A 15,575-nucleotide genomic window follows, 5' to 3' on the forward strand; every position below is an offset into this window, starting at 1 on the left:
ACGTCGCGGCGCAAATACATTTTTCTCTCATGCACCTGCTTCCCGGAGTCGTTTCGCTGACTTAATATACCCGCCAGTATAATTATTCGATGCGTCCTCTGCGAAAGGTCTTCCATCATGTTGCGTCGTGCGTCGCCCCTTGTCCTGCCCCTTGCCTGCCTTCTGCTGCTCACTGCCTGTGGCCAGGAGGCTGCTGCACCTGCGGCCCCGCGTCCGGCACTGGTGATCCAGCCCCAGCCCACCGGCGCCTCGGCCGACAGCTATCCGGGCGAAGTACGCGCCAGGTTCGAGCCGGAACTGGCGTTCCGTATTGGTGGTAAGGTCAGCAAGCGCCTGGTCGAGGAAGGGCAGCGGGTCAAGGCCGACCAACCATTGGCCGAGCTCGATCCGCAGGATGTGCACCTGCAGTTGGAGGCCAACCGCGCGCAGATGGCGGCCGCCGAAGCGAACCTGTCGCTGGTGCGGGCCGAACGCGACCGTTACCAGAAGCTGCTCGACCGGCAGATGGTCAGCCATTCCCAGTTCGACAATGCCGAGAACCTCTACCGTGCAGGTCTTGCCCGCCTCAAGCAGGCCAAGGCCGAATTCGACGTGGCCGGCAACCAGGCCGAATACGCGGTGCTGCGGGCGCCGCAGAACGGGGTGATCGCCAAGCGCCAGGTCGAGGTCGGCCAGGTGGTTGCGGCGGGGCAGACAGTGTTCACCCTGGCCGCCGATGGCGAACGTGAGGTGGCCATCGGCCTGCCCGAACAACAGTTCGCGCGTTTCTCGGTAGGGCAGGCGGTCAGTGTCGAACTGTGGTCGCACCCCGAGCAACGCTTCGAGGGGCGTATCCGCGAGCTGTCGCCGGCGGCCGATCCACGCTCGCGCACCTTCGCTGCGCGAATCGCCTTCACATCGACGCAAGCCCCGGCAGAGCTGGGCCAGAGTGCCAAGGTGTACATCGCCCACGCCGAACACTCGCCGCTGTCGGTGCCGCTGTCGGCGGTGACTGCCGAGCAGGGCCAGGCTTATGTCTGGCGGGTTGGCAAGGACAATCGACTGGAGCGTGCGCCCGTGCGTCTCGGCCCTTATGGCGCAGACAGCGTGCCGGTGCTCGAAGGGCTGGGCGCCAACGACTGGGTGGTCGCCGCAGGTGGCCACGTGCTGCGCGAAGGCCAGGAGGTACGGCCGGTCGATCGCAGCAACCGTGTGGTGAACCTGGCGACCAAGGAGTAAGTCCCGATGGGTTTCAACCTTTCCGCCTGGGCGCTGCGCAATCGCCAGATCGTACTGTTCCTGATGATCCTGTTGGCGGCCATTGGCGCCATGTCCTACACCAAGCTGGGGCAGAGTGAAGATCCACCCTTTACCTTCAAGGCCATGGTCGTGCGTACGCTGTGGCCTGGTGCCACCGCCGAAGAGGTGTCCCGACAGGTCACCGAGCGCATTGAAAAGAAGCTGATGGAGACCGGCGAGTACGACAAGATCGTCTCGTTCTCCCGTCCGGGTGAGTCCCAGGTCACGTTCATGGCCCGCGACTCGATGCATTCGAACGAAATTCCCGAGCTGTGGTACCAGATCCGCAAGAAGGTCGCGGACATTCGCCACACCTTGCCACCGGAAGTGCAGGGTCCGTTCTTCAACGACGAGTTCGGTACCACCTTCGGCAATATCTACGCCCTGAGCGGGGCAGGCTTCGACTATGCGGTGCTCAAGGATTATGCCGACCGCATCCAGATCCAGCTGCAGCGGGTCAAGGATGTGGGCAAGGTCGAGCTGATCGGCTTGCAGGACGAGAAGATCTGGATCGAGCTGTCCAACACCAAGCTGGCGACCCTTGGGGTGCCGCTGGCGGCGGTGCAGCAGGCGTTGCGCGAGCAGAATGCGGTGAGCACCGCGGGCTTCTTCGAAACGCCCAGTGAGCGCTTGCAACTGCGGGTCAGCGGGCGCTTCGACAGCGTCGAGCAGATTCGCCAGTTCCCCATCCGCGTGGGCGACCGAACCTTCCGCATCGGCGATGTCGCCGAAGTCCATCGCGGCTTCAACGACCCACCTGCGCCACGTATGCGCTTCATGGGCGAGGATGCCATCGGCCTTGCCGTGTCGATGAAGGACGGCGGTGACATCCTGGTACTGGGCAAGGCGCTGGAAGCCGAGTTCGCCCGCCTGGCGCACAACCTGCCAGCGGGCATGGAACTGCGCAAGGTGTCCGATCAGCCGGCAGCGGTCAAGGCTGGGGTCGGCGAGTTCATCCAGGTGCTGGTCGAGGCACTGGTCATCGTGTTGCTGGTGAGCTTCTTCTCGCTGGGGGTGCGCACGGGGTTGGTGGTGGCGCTGGCGATCCCGCTGGTGCTGGCGATGACCTTCGCCGCGATGCACTACTTCGGCATCGGCTTGCACAAGATTTCGCTGGGGGCGCTGGTGCTGGCCCTGGGTTTGCTCGTGGACGATGCGATCATTGCGGTCGAGATGATGGCGATCAAGATGGAGCAGGGCTACGACCGGCTCAAGGCGGCGAGCTATGCCTGGTCGAGTACCGCCTTCCCGATGCTGACCGGAACGCTGATCACCGCTGCGGGCTTTCTGCCGATCGCCACGGCCGCGTCGAGCACCGGCGAGTACACCCGGTCGATCTTCCAGGTGGTGACCATTGCCTTGCTGACCTCGTGGGTCGCGGCGGTATTGTTCGTTCCCTACCTGGGCGACCGCCTGCTGCCGGACCTGGCCAAGCGCCATGCGGCGCGTCACGGCAATGGCGAGCATACGCCCGACCCTTATGCCACGCCGTTCTACCAACGTGTGCGCAAGGTGGTGGAGTGGTGCGTGCGCCGTCGCAAGACCGTGATCGTGCTGACCATTGCCGCTTTCATCGGCAGCATCGTGCTGTTCCGCTTCGTGCCCCAGCAGTTCTTCCCTGCGTCGGCGCGGCCTGAGCTGATGATCGACCTGAAGCTCGCCGAAGGGGCTTCGCTGGCCAATACCGCCGAGCAGGTCAAGCGTCTGGAGGCCCTACTCAAGCAGCAGGACGGTATCGACAACTACGTGGCCTACGTCGGCACCGGCTCACCGCGTTATTACCTGCCGCTGGATCAGCAACTGCCGGCGGCGAGCTTCGCCCAGTTCGTGGTGCTGGCCAAGTCGCTCAAAGACCGCGAAGCCCTGCGCAGCTGGGCCATTACCACCCTTGAGCAGGAATTCCCGCAATTGCGCTCGCGGGTCACGCGCCTTGAGAACGGTCCGCCCGTGGGTTACCCGGTGCAGTTCCGGGTCACCGGTGAGCACATCGAGAAAGTACGCGCCCTGGCCCGCGAGGTGGCGGCCAAGGTGCGCGAGAACCCGCATGTGGTCAACGTGCACCTGGACTGGGAGGAGCCGAGCAAGGCGGTGTTCCTGGCGATCGACCAGGACCGTGCCCGCGCGCTGGGGGTGAGTACTTCGCACCTGTCCAGTTTCCTGCAGAGCTCGTTGACAGGTACTACGGTCAGCCAGTACCGCGAGGACAACGAACTGATCGAGATCCTCCTGCGCGGCACCCGCGAGGAGCGCAGCGACATGGGTAGCCTGGGCAGCCTGGCGCTGCCGACCGACAACGGCCAGAGCGTGGCGTTGTCGCAGGTGGCGACGCTGGAGTACGGCTTCGAAGAGGGCGTGATCTGGCACCGCAATCGCCTGCCGACGGTGACCGTGCGTGCCGACATCTACGACAAGGAACAGCCGGACAGCCTGGTCAAGCAGATCCTGCCGACCCTGCAGCAGGTGCGCGAGCAGTTGCCCGAGGGCTACCTGCTGGAAGTCGGCGGCACGGTGGAGGATGCCCAGCGCGGTCAACGCTCGGTAAACGCGGGCATGCCGCTGTTCATCGTGGTGGTACTGAGCTTGCTGATGATCCAGCTGCGCAGTTTCTCGCGCACGGTGATGGTGTTCCTCACCGCGCCGTTGGGGCTGATTGGTGTGACCCTGTTCCTGCTGGTGTTCCGCCAGCCGTTCGGCTTCGTGGCGATGCTTGGCACCATCGCGTTGGCAGGGATGATCATGCGTAACTCGGTGATCCTGGTGGACCAGATCGAGCAGGACATCGCCGCTGGGCTGGACCGTTGGCAGGCGATCATCGAGGCCACGGTGCGGCGCTTCCGGCCCATCGTGCTGACCGCCCTGGCGGCGGTTCTGGCGATGATCCCGCTGTCGCGCAGCGTGTTCTACGGGCCGATGGCGGTGGCGATCATGGGTGGTCTGATCGTGGCCACGGCGCTGACGCTGTTGTTCCTGCCGGCGCTGTATGCGGCGTGGTTCAGGGTGAGGAAGAACGCCTGAGGCCGACCTTCAGACCGCCGCGATTTCCTCGGCGGTCAGCGTCCTGAACGCACCTGGCGCCAGGGCCGGGTCCAGATGGATCGGCCCCATGCTTTCGCGGTGCAGGCCGATCACCTTGTTGTCGAAGTGGCCGAACATGCGCTTGACCTGGTGATAGCGCCCTTCGACGATCGCCAGCCGCGCGCTGCGTGCGCCCAGAATGTCGAGTTGGGCGGGCAGGGTGGTGAGGTCTTCGAAGGCGAAGTAGAAGCCTTGGCGGAATTTGTCGATGTAGTGCGCGCCGATTTCGTCCTCGGTCTCGACCAGATAGATCTTCGCCTGCTTGGTGCGTGGTTGGGTCAGGCGGCGTGACCATTGGCCGTCATTGGTCAGGATCATCAGGCCGGTGGTGTTGTAGTCCAGGCGCCCGGCAATGTGCAGGTCGTCACGCAGTTCGGGCGGCAGCAGGTCGAGTACGGTGGGGTGCTGTGGGTCGCGGGTGGCGCTGACGCAACCGGCGGGCTTGTGCAGCATCAGGTAGCGTGCCGGGCGCCCGGCCTGCAGCAACTGCTCATCGACCTCGACTCGGCTGAATTCGCGCACCTCGTGGCGCGGGTCGATCACCGGCTGCGCGTCGACCCACACACGGCGCTGCACCAGCATCACGCGCACCTGCTGGCGGTTGTACTGGGGGAAGTTGGCGAGAAATCGATCCAGGCGCATCGTACAAGTCTTAGAGAGGCTGCCGCTGGTCGGCTGCCTTGAGCTGTTCGTCGGCTGCTGCACAGCGAGGGCACAGGCAGGCTTTGTTACGCAGTTCGTCGGGAAGCGCTTCGAGCACAGCGGAATCGATGCTGACGCTGAAACACCAGCAGGCCTGGGTGGCACTGCGCGGGTCGGCCAGGGCGCACTGGTTGGCGGCGCCGCAGGCGGGGCAGCGCTGGCTGTCGTTCATGGTGGCTTCCGGGGATCCGAGTAGATCTGCACAGAGGCGCGCAGTATATCTGCTGACAGCTTTTGTCGCGCCTCTGTCCATTTGTATTTCCGGATCGTTCTGTCTGTTTCAATTTGTTGCGCAAATGGCACCGGATCTCGGGCGCACTGTCTTACTCAGTGTCGACCAACGTGTTGCGATCGACGTCCGCCAGCGCCGCTGTGCCGGGCAATCCAGCGGTCCAGGAGGCCGCCATGTACCCTCGAATTCTGTTGGTCGTTCTGCTTGGCCTGATGACCAGTGCCTGCGCCCCATACTACGGGGGCGGGGGCTATTACCGCAGCGAGTACTACACCGCTGACCGCTACGCCTACCCGGGTTACTACTATCGTCAGGACCGTTACTACGTCGCGCCCCAGCCTCGGTATTACTACCAGACGGCACCGCGTTACTACCGTCCAGCGCCGGCGCCTTACTACCGGCCCTACACGCCACCGGTGGTGAACCAGTGGCATGGCAATCCGCGTTATGACTACGGCAACCGCCAGCGCTATGACTATGGGCGTGACCGCGATCGCCATGACTATCGTGGTGGTGGGCGGGATGATCGCTGGCATTCCAATGGGCAAAGGGACCGGGGGCGCGGGGATCGCAACTGGCAGCGATAGGATCAGCCCAGATCTGCCAGCGGGTGTCGCCCCTCCCAGACTTTAGCGAAATGCGCGTCGACCACCGCCGCTGGCACCTTGCCGATATCCGGCCAGTGCCAGTGCGGTTGATTGTCTTTGTCGAGCAAGCGAGCGCGCACCCCTTCGCTGAATTCCGGATGCCGACAGCAGTTCAGGCTCATGGCGTATTCCATCTGGAACACCTGGGCCAGCGACAGGTGACTGGCGCGGTGAAGCTGTTCCCAGACCAGATGACCCGTAAGCGGGCAGCCTTCATGCAAGCGCTCGCCCGCCTTGGCCAGCAGAGGATCGGCGTGTTGTCTCAAGCCGCACACGGCCCGCCAGGCGGCTACCGGGTCAGCGATATCGAGCAGCGCATCGATCACGGCGCGGCGGGGCAGCCACTGCGCCTCGGGAAGCTCGCCCCAGGCGCGATGCTGCTCGGCCCTGAGCAGGCTGTTCAGTTGCAAGTCGGTCTGTTCCTGCCAGTTCAGTTGCAGCAGTTCTTCAATCAGCGACGCCTGCTGCTGCTCGCCGAGGAAGCGGTCTGCCAACCCCAGGTCAAGGGCGTCACGGGCATTGATCGGCGCACCGGTCAGCGCCAGAAACAGGCCAAGCTTGCCCGGCAGGCGGCTGAGGAACCAACTGGCACCGACATCCGGATACAGGCCGATGCTCACCTCCGGCATCGCCAGGCGGCTGCTGGGGGTGACGATGCGTACATTGGCACCCTGCAACAGGCCCATGCCGCCGCCCAGCACATGACCGTGGCCCCAGCACAATAGCGGCTTGGGGTAGGTGTGCAGCAGATAGTCGAGGCGGTATTCGGCGGCGAAAAAGGTTGCCGCCAGCGGCGGCACGCTGCCGGGATGCTCGCGACAGGCCTGTACCAGCGCCCGTACATCGCCGCCTGCGCAGAAGGCCTTTTCGCCATCGCCGCGCAGCAGCACGCAGACCACGCCCGGATCGCGTGCCCATTCGCGCAGGTGCGAATCGAGCATCTCGATCATCGGCAGGGTCAGGGCGTTCAGGGTCTTGGCGGCATCCAGGGTGGCGATGCCGATACGGGCGCCATCGGCGCCGGTGAGTACCTCGCAATGAATGGACATGGACAACCTCGCGCAAGTCGTCGCACAAGTATGGCTTGCCTGGCCGATCGTGCTTGTCACCGGTCGGAGCGATTGACAAGCCGGGGCGGCTTTCCTAGTGTCGCGCCCACTCTGATTCAGGATGGCGCCATGACCGACGACGATCGCATCAAGCTCGAACCCAGCTGGAAGGCCGCATTGCGTGCCGAGTTCGACAAGCCCTACATGCAGCAGCTGCGCGAATTCCTGCGCCAGGAATATGCCGCGGGCAAGGAGATCTATCCACCTGGGCCGCTGATCTTCAACGCCCTCAACACCACGCCGCTGGACAAGGTGAAGGTGGTGATTCTCGGCCAGGACCCTTACCACGGCCCCGGCCAGGCCCATGGTCTGTGCTTCTCGGTGCAACCGGGCGTGCCGACGCCGCCTTCGCTGGTGAACATCTACAAGGAGCTGCAGCGCGACCTGAACCTGCCGATCCCCAATCACGGCTACCTGCAGAGCTGGGCCGAGCAGGGGGTGTTGCTGCTCAACACCACCATGACCGTCGAGCGTGCCAATGCTGCGTCGCATGCCAAGAAGGGCTGGGAGTTCTTCACCGACCGCATCATCGAGCTGGTCAGCGAGCAGTGCGAGAACGTGGTGTTCCTGCTGTGGGGGTCCCATGCGCAGAGCAAGCAGAAGCTGATCGACGGGACCAAGCATCTGGTGCTCAAGTCGGTGCATCCGTCGCCCTTGTCGGCGTATCGCGGATTTTTGGGTTGCGGGCATTTCAGCCGGACCAACGGCTTCCTGCAGCAGCGCGGATTGGAGCCCATCAACTGGGCGGTGCCGCCGTTGTAAGGGCTTGCGGTCGGGTTGGTCTCTTCGCGGGCAAGCCTGCTCTCAGCCAGTGGGAGCGGGCTTGCCCGCGAAGAGACCGACCGCTCAATCGCCCTGGCGCACCCAATACCTGAACATCGGTTCTGCCAGAAACAGCACGAACAGCAGCCGCATCACCTGCAATGCCGTCACCAGCGGCACCGACAGTTGCAGGGTCTCCGCCGTCAGGCTCATCTCGGCAATCCCCCCCGGCATCATCCCCAATGTCAGCGAACGCAGGTCCAGGTGGCTGAACAGGCTCAGCACCCAGGCCGCGCCGCCTGCGATCAGCATGCACAGGGCCGTCGCCACCAGGGTGCGCCCCAGGAACGCCGGCGCACGGCGGAAGAACGCGCGGTTGAAGTGACAGGCCAGGCCACTGCCGATCAGCCACTGGCCGATCTGGCTGGCGCCGTTGGGCAGGCCGATCTGCAGGTTGTTTGCCAGGCTGATGCTGGCGGCCACCAGCAGTGGCCCGAACAACCAGGGGTTGGGCTGGCGCAGGCGCTGCCAGAGCAGCGCCACGCCAATGCTCAGCGGCGCGATCAGCGCCAGCCAGCCCCAACTGACGCTGCCGGCATGGTTCAGCGCCACGCCATCGCCCAGCAGCAGCTTGAACAGTGCCGGTACACACAGCACCACCGCCAGCACGCGCAGGCTCTGCGCTGCCGCTACCTGGCTGAGCACTGCGCCATTGCGCGCGCCGAGGTTGACCATCTCGCCCGAACCGCCGGGCATGCTGGCGAAGAACGCGGTGGCACGGTCCTCACCGGAGCGGCGCAGCAGCCACACGCCGACGCCGCTGGAGACCGTGGTCAGCAGCGCGCCGAAGAAGATCAAGCCGAAATGGCTGGCAACCTGTTCGATCACTTCCGGGGTGAAGTGCAGGCCGATACCGATACCGATGACCCACTGCCCGCATTTGCGGCCGTTGGGGATTTCCGACAGCTGCCAGGGGGTGAGGCAGCGTACTGCGATGATTGCCAGCAGCGAGCCGACCATCCACGGCAAAGGCCAGCCGACCTTGCTGGCGATGAAACCGCCAGCAAGTCCGACCAGCCCGGTAGCCCAGAACAGCGGCAACGACCGATCAGGCATCGGCCATGGTCCGGCGCTGCAGGCTACGGCGCCGCCAGATGCGCAGCAGCGGGAGGGCCAGCATGCAGAACACCAGTGCCCACACGCTCATGCTGATCGGGCTCGACCAGAGGATGCCCAGCTCGCCGTTGGAGATCGACAGCGCACGGCGCAGGTTCTGCTCCATCAGCCCGCCGAGGATGAAGCCCAGCAGGATCGGCGACAGCGGGAAGTCGAGCTTGCGCAGGATGTAGCCCATGATGCCGATGCCAACCATCAGGAACAGGTCGAAGGTGGTGGCGTGCACGGCGTAGACGCCGATCGCGGTGATGATCGCGATCACCGGCACCAGCGCCCAGTTCGGCACGGCAAGGATGCGGGTGAAGATGCGGATCATCGGGATGTTCAGGATCACCAGCATGATGTTGGCGATGAACAGCGAGGCGATCAGGCCCCACACGATGTCAGGCTGCTGTTCGAACAGCAGTGGGCCGGGGGTGATGTTGTACAGGGTCAGTGCACCGATCATCACGGCGGTGGTGCCCGAACCTGGAACGCCCAGGGTCAGCATTGGCACCAGGGCGCCGCAGCAGGATGCACCGATGGCGGTTTCCGGGGCGGCGAGGCCACGGGCATCGCCCTTGCCGAACTTGCCGCTGGTCCCGGCGATACGCTTCTCGGTCATGTATGCCACGGCGCTGGCCAGGGTGGCACCGGCACCGGGCAGCACGCCCATGAAGAAGCCGAGCAGGCCGCAGCGAATGTTGACGACGAAGACCGAGGCCGCTTCCTTGAGGTTGAACAACATGCGCCCGGTGGCCTTGACGGCCTGGTGGCCATGGTGGGTCTTTTCTAGCAGCAGGAGAATCTCGCTGATGGAGAACAGGCCCAGTACCAGCACGACGAACTGGATACCGTCGGCCAGGTGCACGCTGTCACCAGTGAAGCGGTACACGCCGCTGTTGGCGTCGATGCCGACGGCGGACAGGAACAGGCCGATCAGCGCGGCGATGAAGGTCTTCAGTGGCTTGTCGCCGGCCATGCCGCCGAGGGCGACGATGGCGAACACCATCAACACGAAGTACTCCGCCGGTCCGAAGGCGATCGCCCATTTCGCCAGCAGCGGGGCGAACAGCACCATGCCGCAGGTAGCGATGAAGGCACCGATGAACGAGCTCCAGGCCGACAGTGACAAGGCGACACCGGCCAGGCCCTGGCGGGCCATGGGGTAGCCATCGAGGGTGGTCATCACGGTCGAGGCTTCGCCCGGGATGTTCAGCAGGATCGAACTGATCCGGCCGCCGTACTCGCAGCCCAGATACACCGCGGCCAGCAGGATCAGCGCCGACTCCGGCGGCAGGCCGAGGGCAAAGGCGATGGGGATCAGCAGCGCCACGCCGTTGATCGGGCCCAGGCCTGGCAACAGGCCGACGACGGTGCCGATCAGGGTGCCGCTCAGGGCAGTGACGAGGTTGTAGGGGCTCAGGGCGACGCCGAAGCCCTGGCCGAGGTAGCTCAAGGTATCCATGTGTCAGTTCTCCAGTACGTCGAGCAGGCCGAGGGGCAGGGGGACGTCCATCACCCGGTCGAACAGCCAGTAGAGGAAGATGCTCATGCCCACCACCACCATGGCGCTGTGCAGCCAGCGGCCGCCATACAGGCGGGCCATGGGCAGGCCGGCGAGGACGGCGCTGAGGATGAAGCCCAGCGACTCGAAGGTGGCAGCGAAGACGATCAGCAGGCCGATGCAGGCGGCGATCTTGGTGAGGGTCTCGCGGTCCAGGGGAACTTCGTCGTCCTTGTGCACGATGGGCGTCGGACGAATCGCCAGATACAAAAGGCCCAGGCTCATCAGGCCGAGCATCAGCAGCGGGTAGGCACGTGGCCCTACCGGCTCATAGGAAAACGCCGCCTGGTACGGCCAGGCCATGACGGCCAGGGCGGCGCAGACCGCCAGCAGGACCAGGGCGAAGATGCGTTGCAGGATCATGAAGGAATCCTCGATGGAAGCGGCTTTCATGCTTCCCTGTGGGAGCGGGCTTGCCCGCGAATGCGACAGACCAGGCAACGATGCTGCTGCGACTGGCGAATTCGCGGGCAAGCCCGCTCCCACAGAGATCACAGGGGCTTACTGAATCAGGCCGAATTCCTTGGCCAGTGTCTTGTAGTCGGCGACCTGCTTCTTCACATAGCCATCGAGCTCTTCACCGGTCATGGCGAACGGGAACAGCTCGCGCTGGTCACGCAGCTTGGCGAAGTCTTCCGAGGCCAGCAGCTTGTCGAACGACGCCTTCCACCAGGCGTAGTCTTCGTCGCTCACCTTCGGGCCGAGGTAGAAACCGCGCACCACCGGCCAGACGATGTCGTAGCCCTGCTCCTTGGCGGTCGGGATATTCTTCATTTCAGGTTCGTCCAGGCGATTTTCCGAGAACACCGCGAGGATGCGCATGCTGCCGCTCTGGATGTGTGGCATGGAGTCGGAAATGTCGGTCGAACCCACCTGGATATGGCCGCCGAGCAGCGCGGTGGCGATTTCACCGCCGCCTTCCAGGGCCACGTAACGCAGGTCGCGCGGGTTGATGCCGGCAGCCTTGGCGATCAGCGCGGTCTGCATCCAGTCCTGGCTACCCACGGTGCCGCCGGAACCGATCACCACCTTGCTCGGGTCCTTTTTCAATGCCGCAACCAGGTCATCGAGGGTCTTGTAGGGCGAGTCGCTTTTCACTGCGATGGCGCCATAGCTGGTGCCGACGGCGGCCAGCCATTTCACCGCGTTCTCGTCGAAACGGCCGAACTTGCCCTGGGCCAGATTCAGCAGCGAGCCACTGGACCAGGCGACCAGCGTGCCACCATCGGCCGGACGCTGGGCCACCACGGCGTTATAGGCCACGGCGCCAACACCGCCTGGCATGTAGGTGACGCGCATGGGCTTGCTGAGGATCTTCTCCTCGACCAGTGCGCTCTGCACCAGTTTGCAGGTCAGGTCGAAACCGCCGCCGGGCGAGGCCGGGGCGATGCATTCCGGGCGTTTCGGTTCGGCGGCCAGGGCGTTGCCTGCCAGCAGCAGGCAGCCGGTGGCAAGGACGAGTCGGCGTAGTGAAAGGTTCATCGTCTATCTCCGTGAGCGTTGTTGTTATGGGTTACCACAGGGCCACGCTGTAGCTGACCAGCAGGCGTACTTCATCGGCGTCGCGGGCGAAGTTGGAACGGAAGGTGGCGTTGCGCAGGCGCACTGCGACGTTCTTCAGCGGACCGCTCTGCACCACATACTTGAACTCGGTGTTGCGCTCCCATTCCTTGCCTTCGCTGCCATCGGCGCGGCTGACATTGTCGCCGTTGATGTAGCGGGTCATGAAGGTCAGGCCGGGGATGCCCAGGGAGGCAAAGTTGTAGTCGTAGCGGACCTGCCAGGAGCGCTCGTCGGCACCGGCGAAGTCGTTGATCTGGACGAAGTTGACCAGGTACGGGTCGGCGCCGTCGACATAGGGGAAGGCGCTGTCGCCAGACAGGTGCTGGTAGGCGGCGCTGAACTTGTGGCCGCTGAGCGCGTAGCTGAGCATGCCGTTGACCGTGGTGTTGTCGATCTTGCCGGCCAGGGCCTTGCCCTGTTCGTCGCTCTTCGAAAGGCGCAGGTCGGCGCCGAAGGTGCCGGGGCCCCAGGGCTGGGTGGCGACCATGCCGACGAAATGCTGGCGGTAGATGTCGTCGAGCTGGGCGAAGTGGTAGCTGCCGGTGATGCGGTCGGTGAACTTGTAGTCCAGGCCGCCCAGGTCGAAGTGATCGGCGCGGAACGTACCACCGAAGCGGCCGTTCTTGTTGTTCAGCGCCAGGTCTTCCCAGTTGGTGTCGTCACGGTCCTTGGCCTTTTCCAGGCGGCCGCCGGTGAAGGTCAGGTTCTTGATCTCGCGGGAGGTGAGCAGGCCGCCTTCGAAGGTCTGCGGCAGGATGCGCCCGTCGTTGGGCTGCAGCGTCGGCAGTTCCGGGATCAGGGTGCCGACCTTGAGTTCGGTCTGGGAGATCTTGACCTTGCCGGTCAGGCCGAGCTTGGAGTACTCGTTGGCCGCCTTGCCGTCGTCGTGGGTCGGCAGCAGGCCGGTGCCTGTACGGTCCTTGCTGGAGTCGAGCTTGATGCCGAGCATGCCCAGGGCGTCGAGGCCGAAGCCCACGGTGCCGTCGGTATAGCCGGATTCGAAGTTGAGCATGAAGCCCTGGGCCCATTCGTCGCGCTTGGATTGCTGCGAACTGGTGCCATCGCGGAAGTCGCGATTGAAGTACATGTTGCGGGTTTCGAAGGTGGCCGTACTGTCTTCGAAGAAGGCGGCCTGGCTCATCGGGGCGATGCCGGCAAGGGCGATGGCGCTGGCGAGCGTGGAAGGGCGGGCGCAAAGGGACCGGCTGGGCTGCATTGACAGCATCGTCGTCTGACTCCGTTTTATTGTTCTTATTCGTTGCACCTTGCTGGTGCTTTTTTCGGCGCGTGGAGCGACCGTGGTGCGATGCTAGGTGGCGAACCTTTCGCTAACCTTTCAGCACGAAAGGTTTGTCACAAGGGCTTCACAGTCCCCACGACGGCGGTACACTCCGCGCCACCGCCCAACCCGAGCAGGGAGAATCCGATGCGTGTGCTGCTGGTCGAAGACCATCTGCCGCTGGCTGAAAGCGTGGCCCAGGCCCTCAAGAGCCAGGGCTTGACCGTGGATGTGCTGCATGACGGCGTCGCCGCCGACCTGGCCCTGGCCAGCGAGGACTATGCTGTCGCCGTGCTGGATGTCGGCCTGCCGCGCATGGACGGCTTCGAGGTGCTGGCGCGCCTGCGCTCGCGGGGCAAGACCCTGCCGGTGCTGATGCTCACCGCGCGCAGCGACGTCAAGGACCGCGTGCATGGCCTGAACCTTGGGGCCGACGACTACCTGGCCAAGCCTTTCGAGCTCACCGAGCTTGAGGCGCGGGTCAAGGCACTGCTGCGCCGTAGCGTACTCGGTGGCGAACGTCAGCAACGTTGCGGCCCCCTGGTGTACGACCTGGACACGCGGCGCTTTGCGCTGGGTGACGAGCCGCTGACCTTGACCTCGCGTGAACAGAGCGTGCTCGAGGCGCTGATCGCCCGTCCCGGGCGGGTGATGAGCAAGGAGCAATTGGCCGCCCAGGTGTTTGGCCTGGACGAAGAAGCCAGCCCCGATGCCATCGAGATCTACATCCATCGTCTGCGCAAGAAGCTCGATGGCCATCCGGTGGCCATCGTCACCTTCCGCGGTCTGGGCTACCTCCTCGAGCATCGTGATGCGTGACAACGGCAGCCTGCGCGCGCGCCTGCTCGGCAACCTGGCGCTGTTGCTCGTGGTGCTGATGTTGGCCAGTGGCCTGAGCGCATACTGGAATGGCCGCGAGGCCGCCGACACCGCCTATGACCGCACGCTGCTGGCCTCGGCGCGGACCATTGCCGCCGGCCTCTCCCAGCGTGATGGCACGCTCAGCGCCGATGTGCCCTATGTCGCGCTGGACACCTTCGCCTACGACAGCGCCGGACGCATCTACTACCAGGTGCTGGATATCCACCAGAAGCTGATTTCCGGTTACGAGAAGCTGCCGCCGCCGCCCCCTGGCACGCCGCGCACCGACGACTATCCGGCGCTGGCGCGCTTCTATAACGCCACCTACCTGGGGCAGGACGTGCGCGTGGTGAGCCTGCTCAAGGCTGTCAGCGAGCCGAACATGAACGGCATGGCCGAGATCCGCGTGGCCGAGACCGAAGAGGCGCGGGTGAGCATGGCGCGTGGGCTGATGGCCGATACCTTGCTGCGCCTGGGCATGCTTGCGCTGGGTGCGCTGGTGATGGTGTGGTTTGCAGTCAGTGCTGCGCTGCGTCCGCTGGAGCGTCTGCGCACGGCGGTGGAAGCCCGTCAGCCCGACGACCTGCGGGCCCTGCCGGTGGTGCAGGTACAGCATGAGCTGGGGCCGCTGGTGCGGGCTTTGAACCATTTCACCGAGCGGCTGCGCGGGCAGTTCGAGCGCCAGGCGCAGTTCATTGCCGATGCCGCCCACGAGTTGCGCACACCGCTGGCGGCGCTCAAGGCGAGGGTGGAGTTGGGCTTGCGCTCGCGGGAGCCCGAGGAGTGGCGCCAGACCTTGGAGTCCGCGGCCCAGGGTACTGATCGCCTTACCCACCTGGCCAACCAGCTGCTGTCGCTGGCTCGGGTGGAAAATGGCGCGCGGGCGATCGCCGAAGGCGGTGCAAAGCGCCTGGACCTCAGCCAGCTGGCCCGCGAACTGGGCATGGCGATGGCGCCGCTGGCCCATGCCCGTGGTGTTGCCCTGGCGCTGGAAGCCGAGGCGCCGGTGTGGCTGAAGGGAGAACCGACCTTGCTCAACGAGCTGCTCAGCAACCTGGTGGACAACGCACTGGCCCATACGCCGATGGGCGGCAACGTGATTCTGCGGGTGCTGGCCCCCGCCGTACTGGAGGTCGAGGACGATGGCCCGGGGATTCCACTGGATGATCGCGAGCGTGTGTTCGAGCGCTTCTACCGGCGCAGTGCCCAGGGCAGTGGGCTGGGGTTGGCGATCGTCGGCGAAATTTGTCGTGCGCATCTGGCGCAGATCAGCCTGCATGATGGCGACAACGGCGGTTTGAAGGTGCGGGTGAGTTTCATCGCGGATTGACCGCCGCACCCGCGG

At 64.8% G+C, this 15,575-nt stretch carries 14 protein-coding genes; 6 read left to right on the forward strand and 8 right to left on the reverse strand.

The features are described 5' to 3' along the window. The first annotated feature begins 117 nt into the window (after positions 1-117). Positions 118-1,218, forward strand: coding sequence for an efflux RND transporter periplasmic adaptor subunit (locus ACMGGG_RS03760; protein ID WP_414154894.1), 1,101 nt, complete (start codon positions 118-120; stop codon positions 1,216-1,218). Positions 1,219-1,224: 6 nt separating this feature from the next. Further along, positions 1,225-4,293 (forward strand): efflux RND transporter permease subunit, encoded by a 3,069-nt coding sequence (locus ACMGGG_RS03765; RefSeq protein ID WP_414154895.1) that lies wholly within the window; start codon positions 1,225-1,227, stop codon positions 4,291-4,293. Between the two features lie 9 nt (positions 4,294-4,302). On the opposite strand, the gene ACMGGG_RS03770 is transcribed toward ACMGGG_RS03765, so the two are convergent. Both ACMGGG_RS03770 and ACMGGG_RS03775 read right to left on the reverse strand, forming a co-directional pair. Further along, positions 4,303-4,995, reverse strand: a complete 693-nt coding sequence (locus tag ACMGGG_RS03770; RefSeq protein ID WP_414154896.1) for a pseudouridine synthase — start codon at positions 4,993-4,995, stop codon at positions 4,303-4,305. Positions 4,996-5,005: 10 nt separating this feature from the next. Beyond that, positions 5,006-5,227: a cysteine-rich CWC family protein gene (locus ACMGGG_RS03775; RefSeq protein ID WP_054891854.1), complete on the reverse strand. Its 222-nt coding sequence runs from the start codon at positions 5,225-5,227 to the stop codon at positions 5,006-5,008. 233 nt (positions 5,228-5,460) lie between these two features. Here ACMGGG_RS03775 and ACMGGG_RS03780 point away from each other — a divergent pair, with 233 nt between their 5' ends. Continuing rightward, complete coding sequence (locus ACMGGG_RS03780; RefSeq protein ID WP_054891853.1) at positions 5,461-5,874, forward strand: hypothetical protein; 414 nt, start codon at positions 5,461-5,463, stop codon at positions 5,872-5,874. 2 nt (positions 5,875-5,876) lie between these two features. Here the strand turns inward: ACMGGG_RS03780 and ACMGGG_RS03785 are convergent, their stop codons facing one another. Continuing rightward, on the reverse strand, positions 5,877-6,983 hold the full coding sequence (locus tag ACMGGG_RS03785) for an enoyl-CoA hydratase/isomerase family protein (RefSeq protein WP_414154897.1): 1,107 nt from the start codon (positions 6,981-6,983) through the stop codon (positions 5,877-5,879). A gap of 129 nt (positions 6,984-7,112) precedes the next feature. Here ACMGGG_RS03785 and ung point away from each other — a divergent pair, with 129 nt between their 5' ends. After that, positions 7,113-7,805, forward strand: a complete 693-nt coding sequence (gene ung, locus ACMGGG_RS03790) for a uracil-DNA glycosylase (RefSeq protein WP_054891851.1) — start codon at positions 7,113-7,115, stop codon at positions 7,803-7,805. A gap of 84 nt (positions 7,806-7,889) precedes the next feature. Here the strand turns inward: ung and ACMGGG_RS03795 are convergent, their stop codons facing one another. The 5 genes from ACMGGG_RS03795 to ACMGGG_RS03815 all read right to left on the reverse strand — a co-directional run bounded on the left by ACMGGG_RS03795 (position 7,890) and on the right by ACMGGG_RS03815 (position 13,315). Continuing rightward, on the reverse strand, positions 7,890-8,921 hold the full coding sequence (locus ACMGGG_RS03795) for an AbrB family transcriptional regulator (protein WP_054891850.1): 1,032 nt from the start codon (positions 8,919-8,921) through the stop codon (positions 7,890-7,892). Next, positions 8,914-10,428, reverse strand: a complete 1,515-nt coding sequence (locus ACMGGG_RS03800) for a tripartite tricarboxylate transporter permease (RefSeq protein ID WP_063543368.1) — start codon at positions 10,426-10,428, stop codon at positions 8,914-8,916. Before ACMGGG_RS03800 ends, ACMGGG_RS03795 begins: the two co-directional genes overlap by 8 nt. Before the next feature lie 3 nt (positions 10,429-10,431). Then, on the reverse strand, positions 10,432-10,890 hold the full coding sequence (locus ACMGGG_RS03805) for a tripartite tricarboxylate transporter TctB family protein (RefSeq protein WP_063546661.1): 459 nt from the start codon (positions 10,888-10,890) through the stop codon (positions 10,432-10,434). A gap of 138 nt (positions 10,891-11,028) precedes the next feature. Next, a complete protein-coding gene (locus tag ACMGGG_RS03810; RefSeq protein WP_054891847.1) occupies positions 11,029-12,009 on the reverse strand; it encodes a Bug family tripartite tricarboxylate transporter substrate binding protein in 981 nt (326 codons plus the stop codon). Between the two features lie 31 nt (positions 12,010-12,040). Beyond that, complete coding sequence (locus ACMGGG_RS03815; RefSeq protein ID WP_063543370.1) at positions 12,041-13,315, reverse strand: OprD family porin; 1,275 nt, start codon at positions 13,313-13,315, stop codon at positions 12,041-12,043. 201 nt (positions 13,316-13,516) lie between these two features. Here ACMGGG_RS03815 and ACMGGG_RS03820 point away from each other — a divergent pair, with 201 nt between their 5' ends. Next, entirely contained in the window at positions 13,517-14,188 is a 672-nt protein-coding gene (locus tag ACMGGG_RS03820; protein WP_054891845.1) for a response regulator, read from the forward strand. Beyond that, positions 14,181-15,560 (forward strand): sensor histidine kinase, encoded by a 1,380-nt coding sequence (locus ACMGGG_RS03825; protein ID WP_054891844.1) that lies wholly within the window; start codon positions 14,181-14,183, stop codon positions 15,558-15,560. The genes ACMGGG_RS03820 and ACMGGG_RS03825 overlap by 8 nt, the downstream gene beginning before the upstream one ends. Positions 15,561-15,575: the final 15 nt, after the last annotated feature.

This window comes from Pseudomonas sp. BNK-44-b (assembly GCF_047456245.1).
Taxonomy (GTDB): Bacteria; Pseudomonadota; Gammaproteobacteria; order Pseudomonadales; family Pseudomonadaceae; genus Aquipseudomonas; species Aquipseudomonas machongensis.

Coding starts and splice junctions, on each gene's coding strand:
- ACMGGG_RS03760 (WP_414154894.1), top strand. CDS start 118: ATGTTGCGTCGTGCGTCGCCCCTTGTCCTGCCCCTTGCCTGCCTTCTG.
- ACMGGG_RS03765 (WP_414154895.1), top strand. CDS start 1,225: ATGGGTTTCAACCTTTCCGCCTGGGCGCTGCGCAATCGCCAGATCGTA.
- ACMGGG_RS03770 (WP_414154896.1), bottom strand. CDS start 4,995: ATGCGCCTGGATCGATTTCTCGCCAACTTCCCCCAGTACAACCGCCAG.
- ACMGGG_RS03775 (WP_054891854.1), bottom strand. CDS start 5,227: ATGAACGACAGCCAGCGCTGCCCCGCCTGCGGCGCCGCCAACCAGTGC.
- ACMGGG_RS03780 (WP_054891853.1), top strand. CDS start 5,461: ATGTACCCTCGAATTCTGTTGGTCGTTCTGCTTGGCCTGATGACCAGT.
- ACMGGG_RS03785 (WP_414154897.1), bottom strand. CDS start 6,983: ATGTCCATTCATTGCGAGGTACTCACCGGCGCCGATGGCGCCCGTATC.
- ung (WP_054891851.1), top strand. CDS start 7,113: ATGACCGACGACGATCGCATCAAGCTCGAACCCAGCTGGAAGGCCGCA.
- ACMGGG_RS03795 (WP_054891850.1), bottom strand. CDS start 8,921: ATGCCTGATCGGTCGTTGCCGCTGTTCTGGGCTACCGGGCTGGTCGGA.
- ACMGGG_RS03800 (WP_063543368.1), bottom strand. CDS start 10,428: ATGGATACCTTGAGCTACCTCGGCCAGGGCTTCGGCGTCGCCCTGAGC.
- ACMGGG_RS03805 (WP_063546661.1), bottom strand. CDS start 10,890: ATGATCCTGCAACGCATCTTCGCCCTGGTCCTGCTGGCGGTCTGCGCC.
- ACMGGG_RS03810 (WP_054891847.1), bottom strand. CDS start 12,009: ATGAACCTTTCACTACGCCGACTCGTCCTTGCCACCGGCTGCCTGCTG.
- ACMGGG_RS03815 (WP_063543370.1), bottom strand. CDS start 13,315: ATGCTGTCAATGCAGCCCAGCCGGTCCCTTTGCGCCCGCCCTTCCACG.
- ACMGGG_RS03820 (WP_054891845.1), top strand. CDS start 13,517: ATGCGTGTGCTGCTGGTCGAAGACCATCTGCCGCTGGCTGAAAGCGTG.
- ACMGGG_RS03825 (WP_054891844.1), top strand. CDS start 14,181: ATGCGTGACAACGGCAGCCTGCGCGCGCGCCTGCTCGGCAACCTGGCG.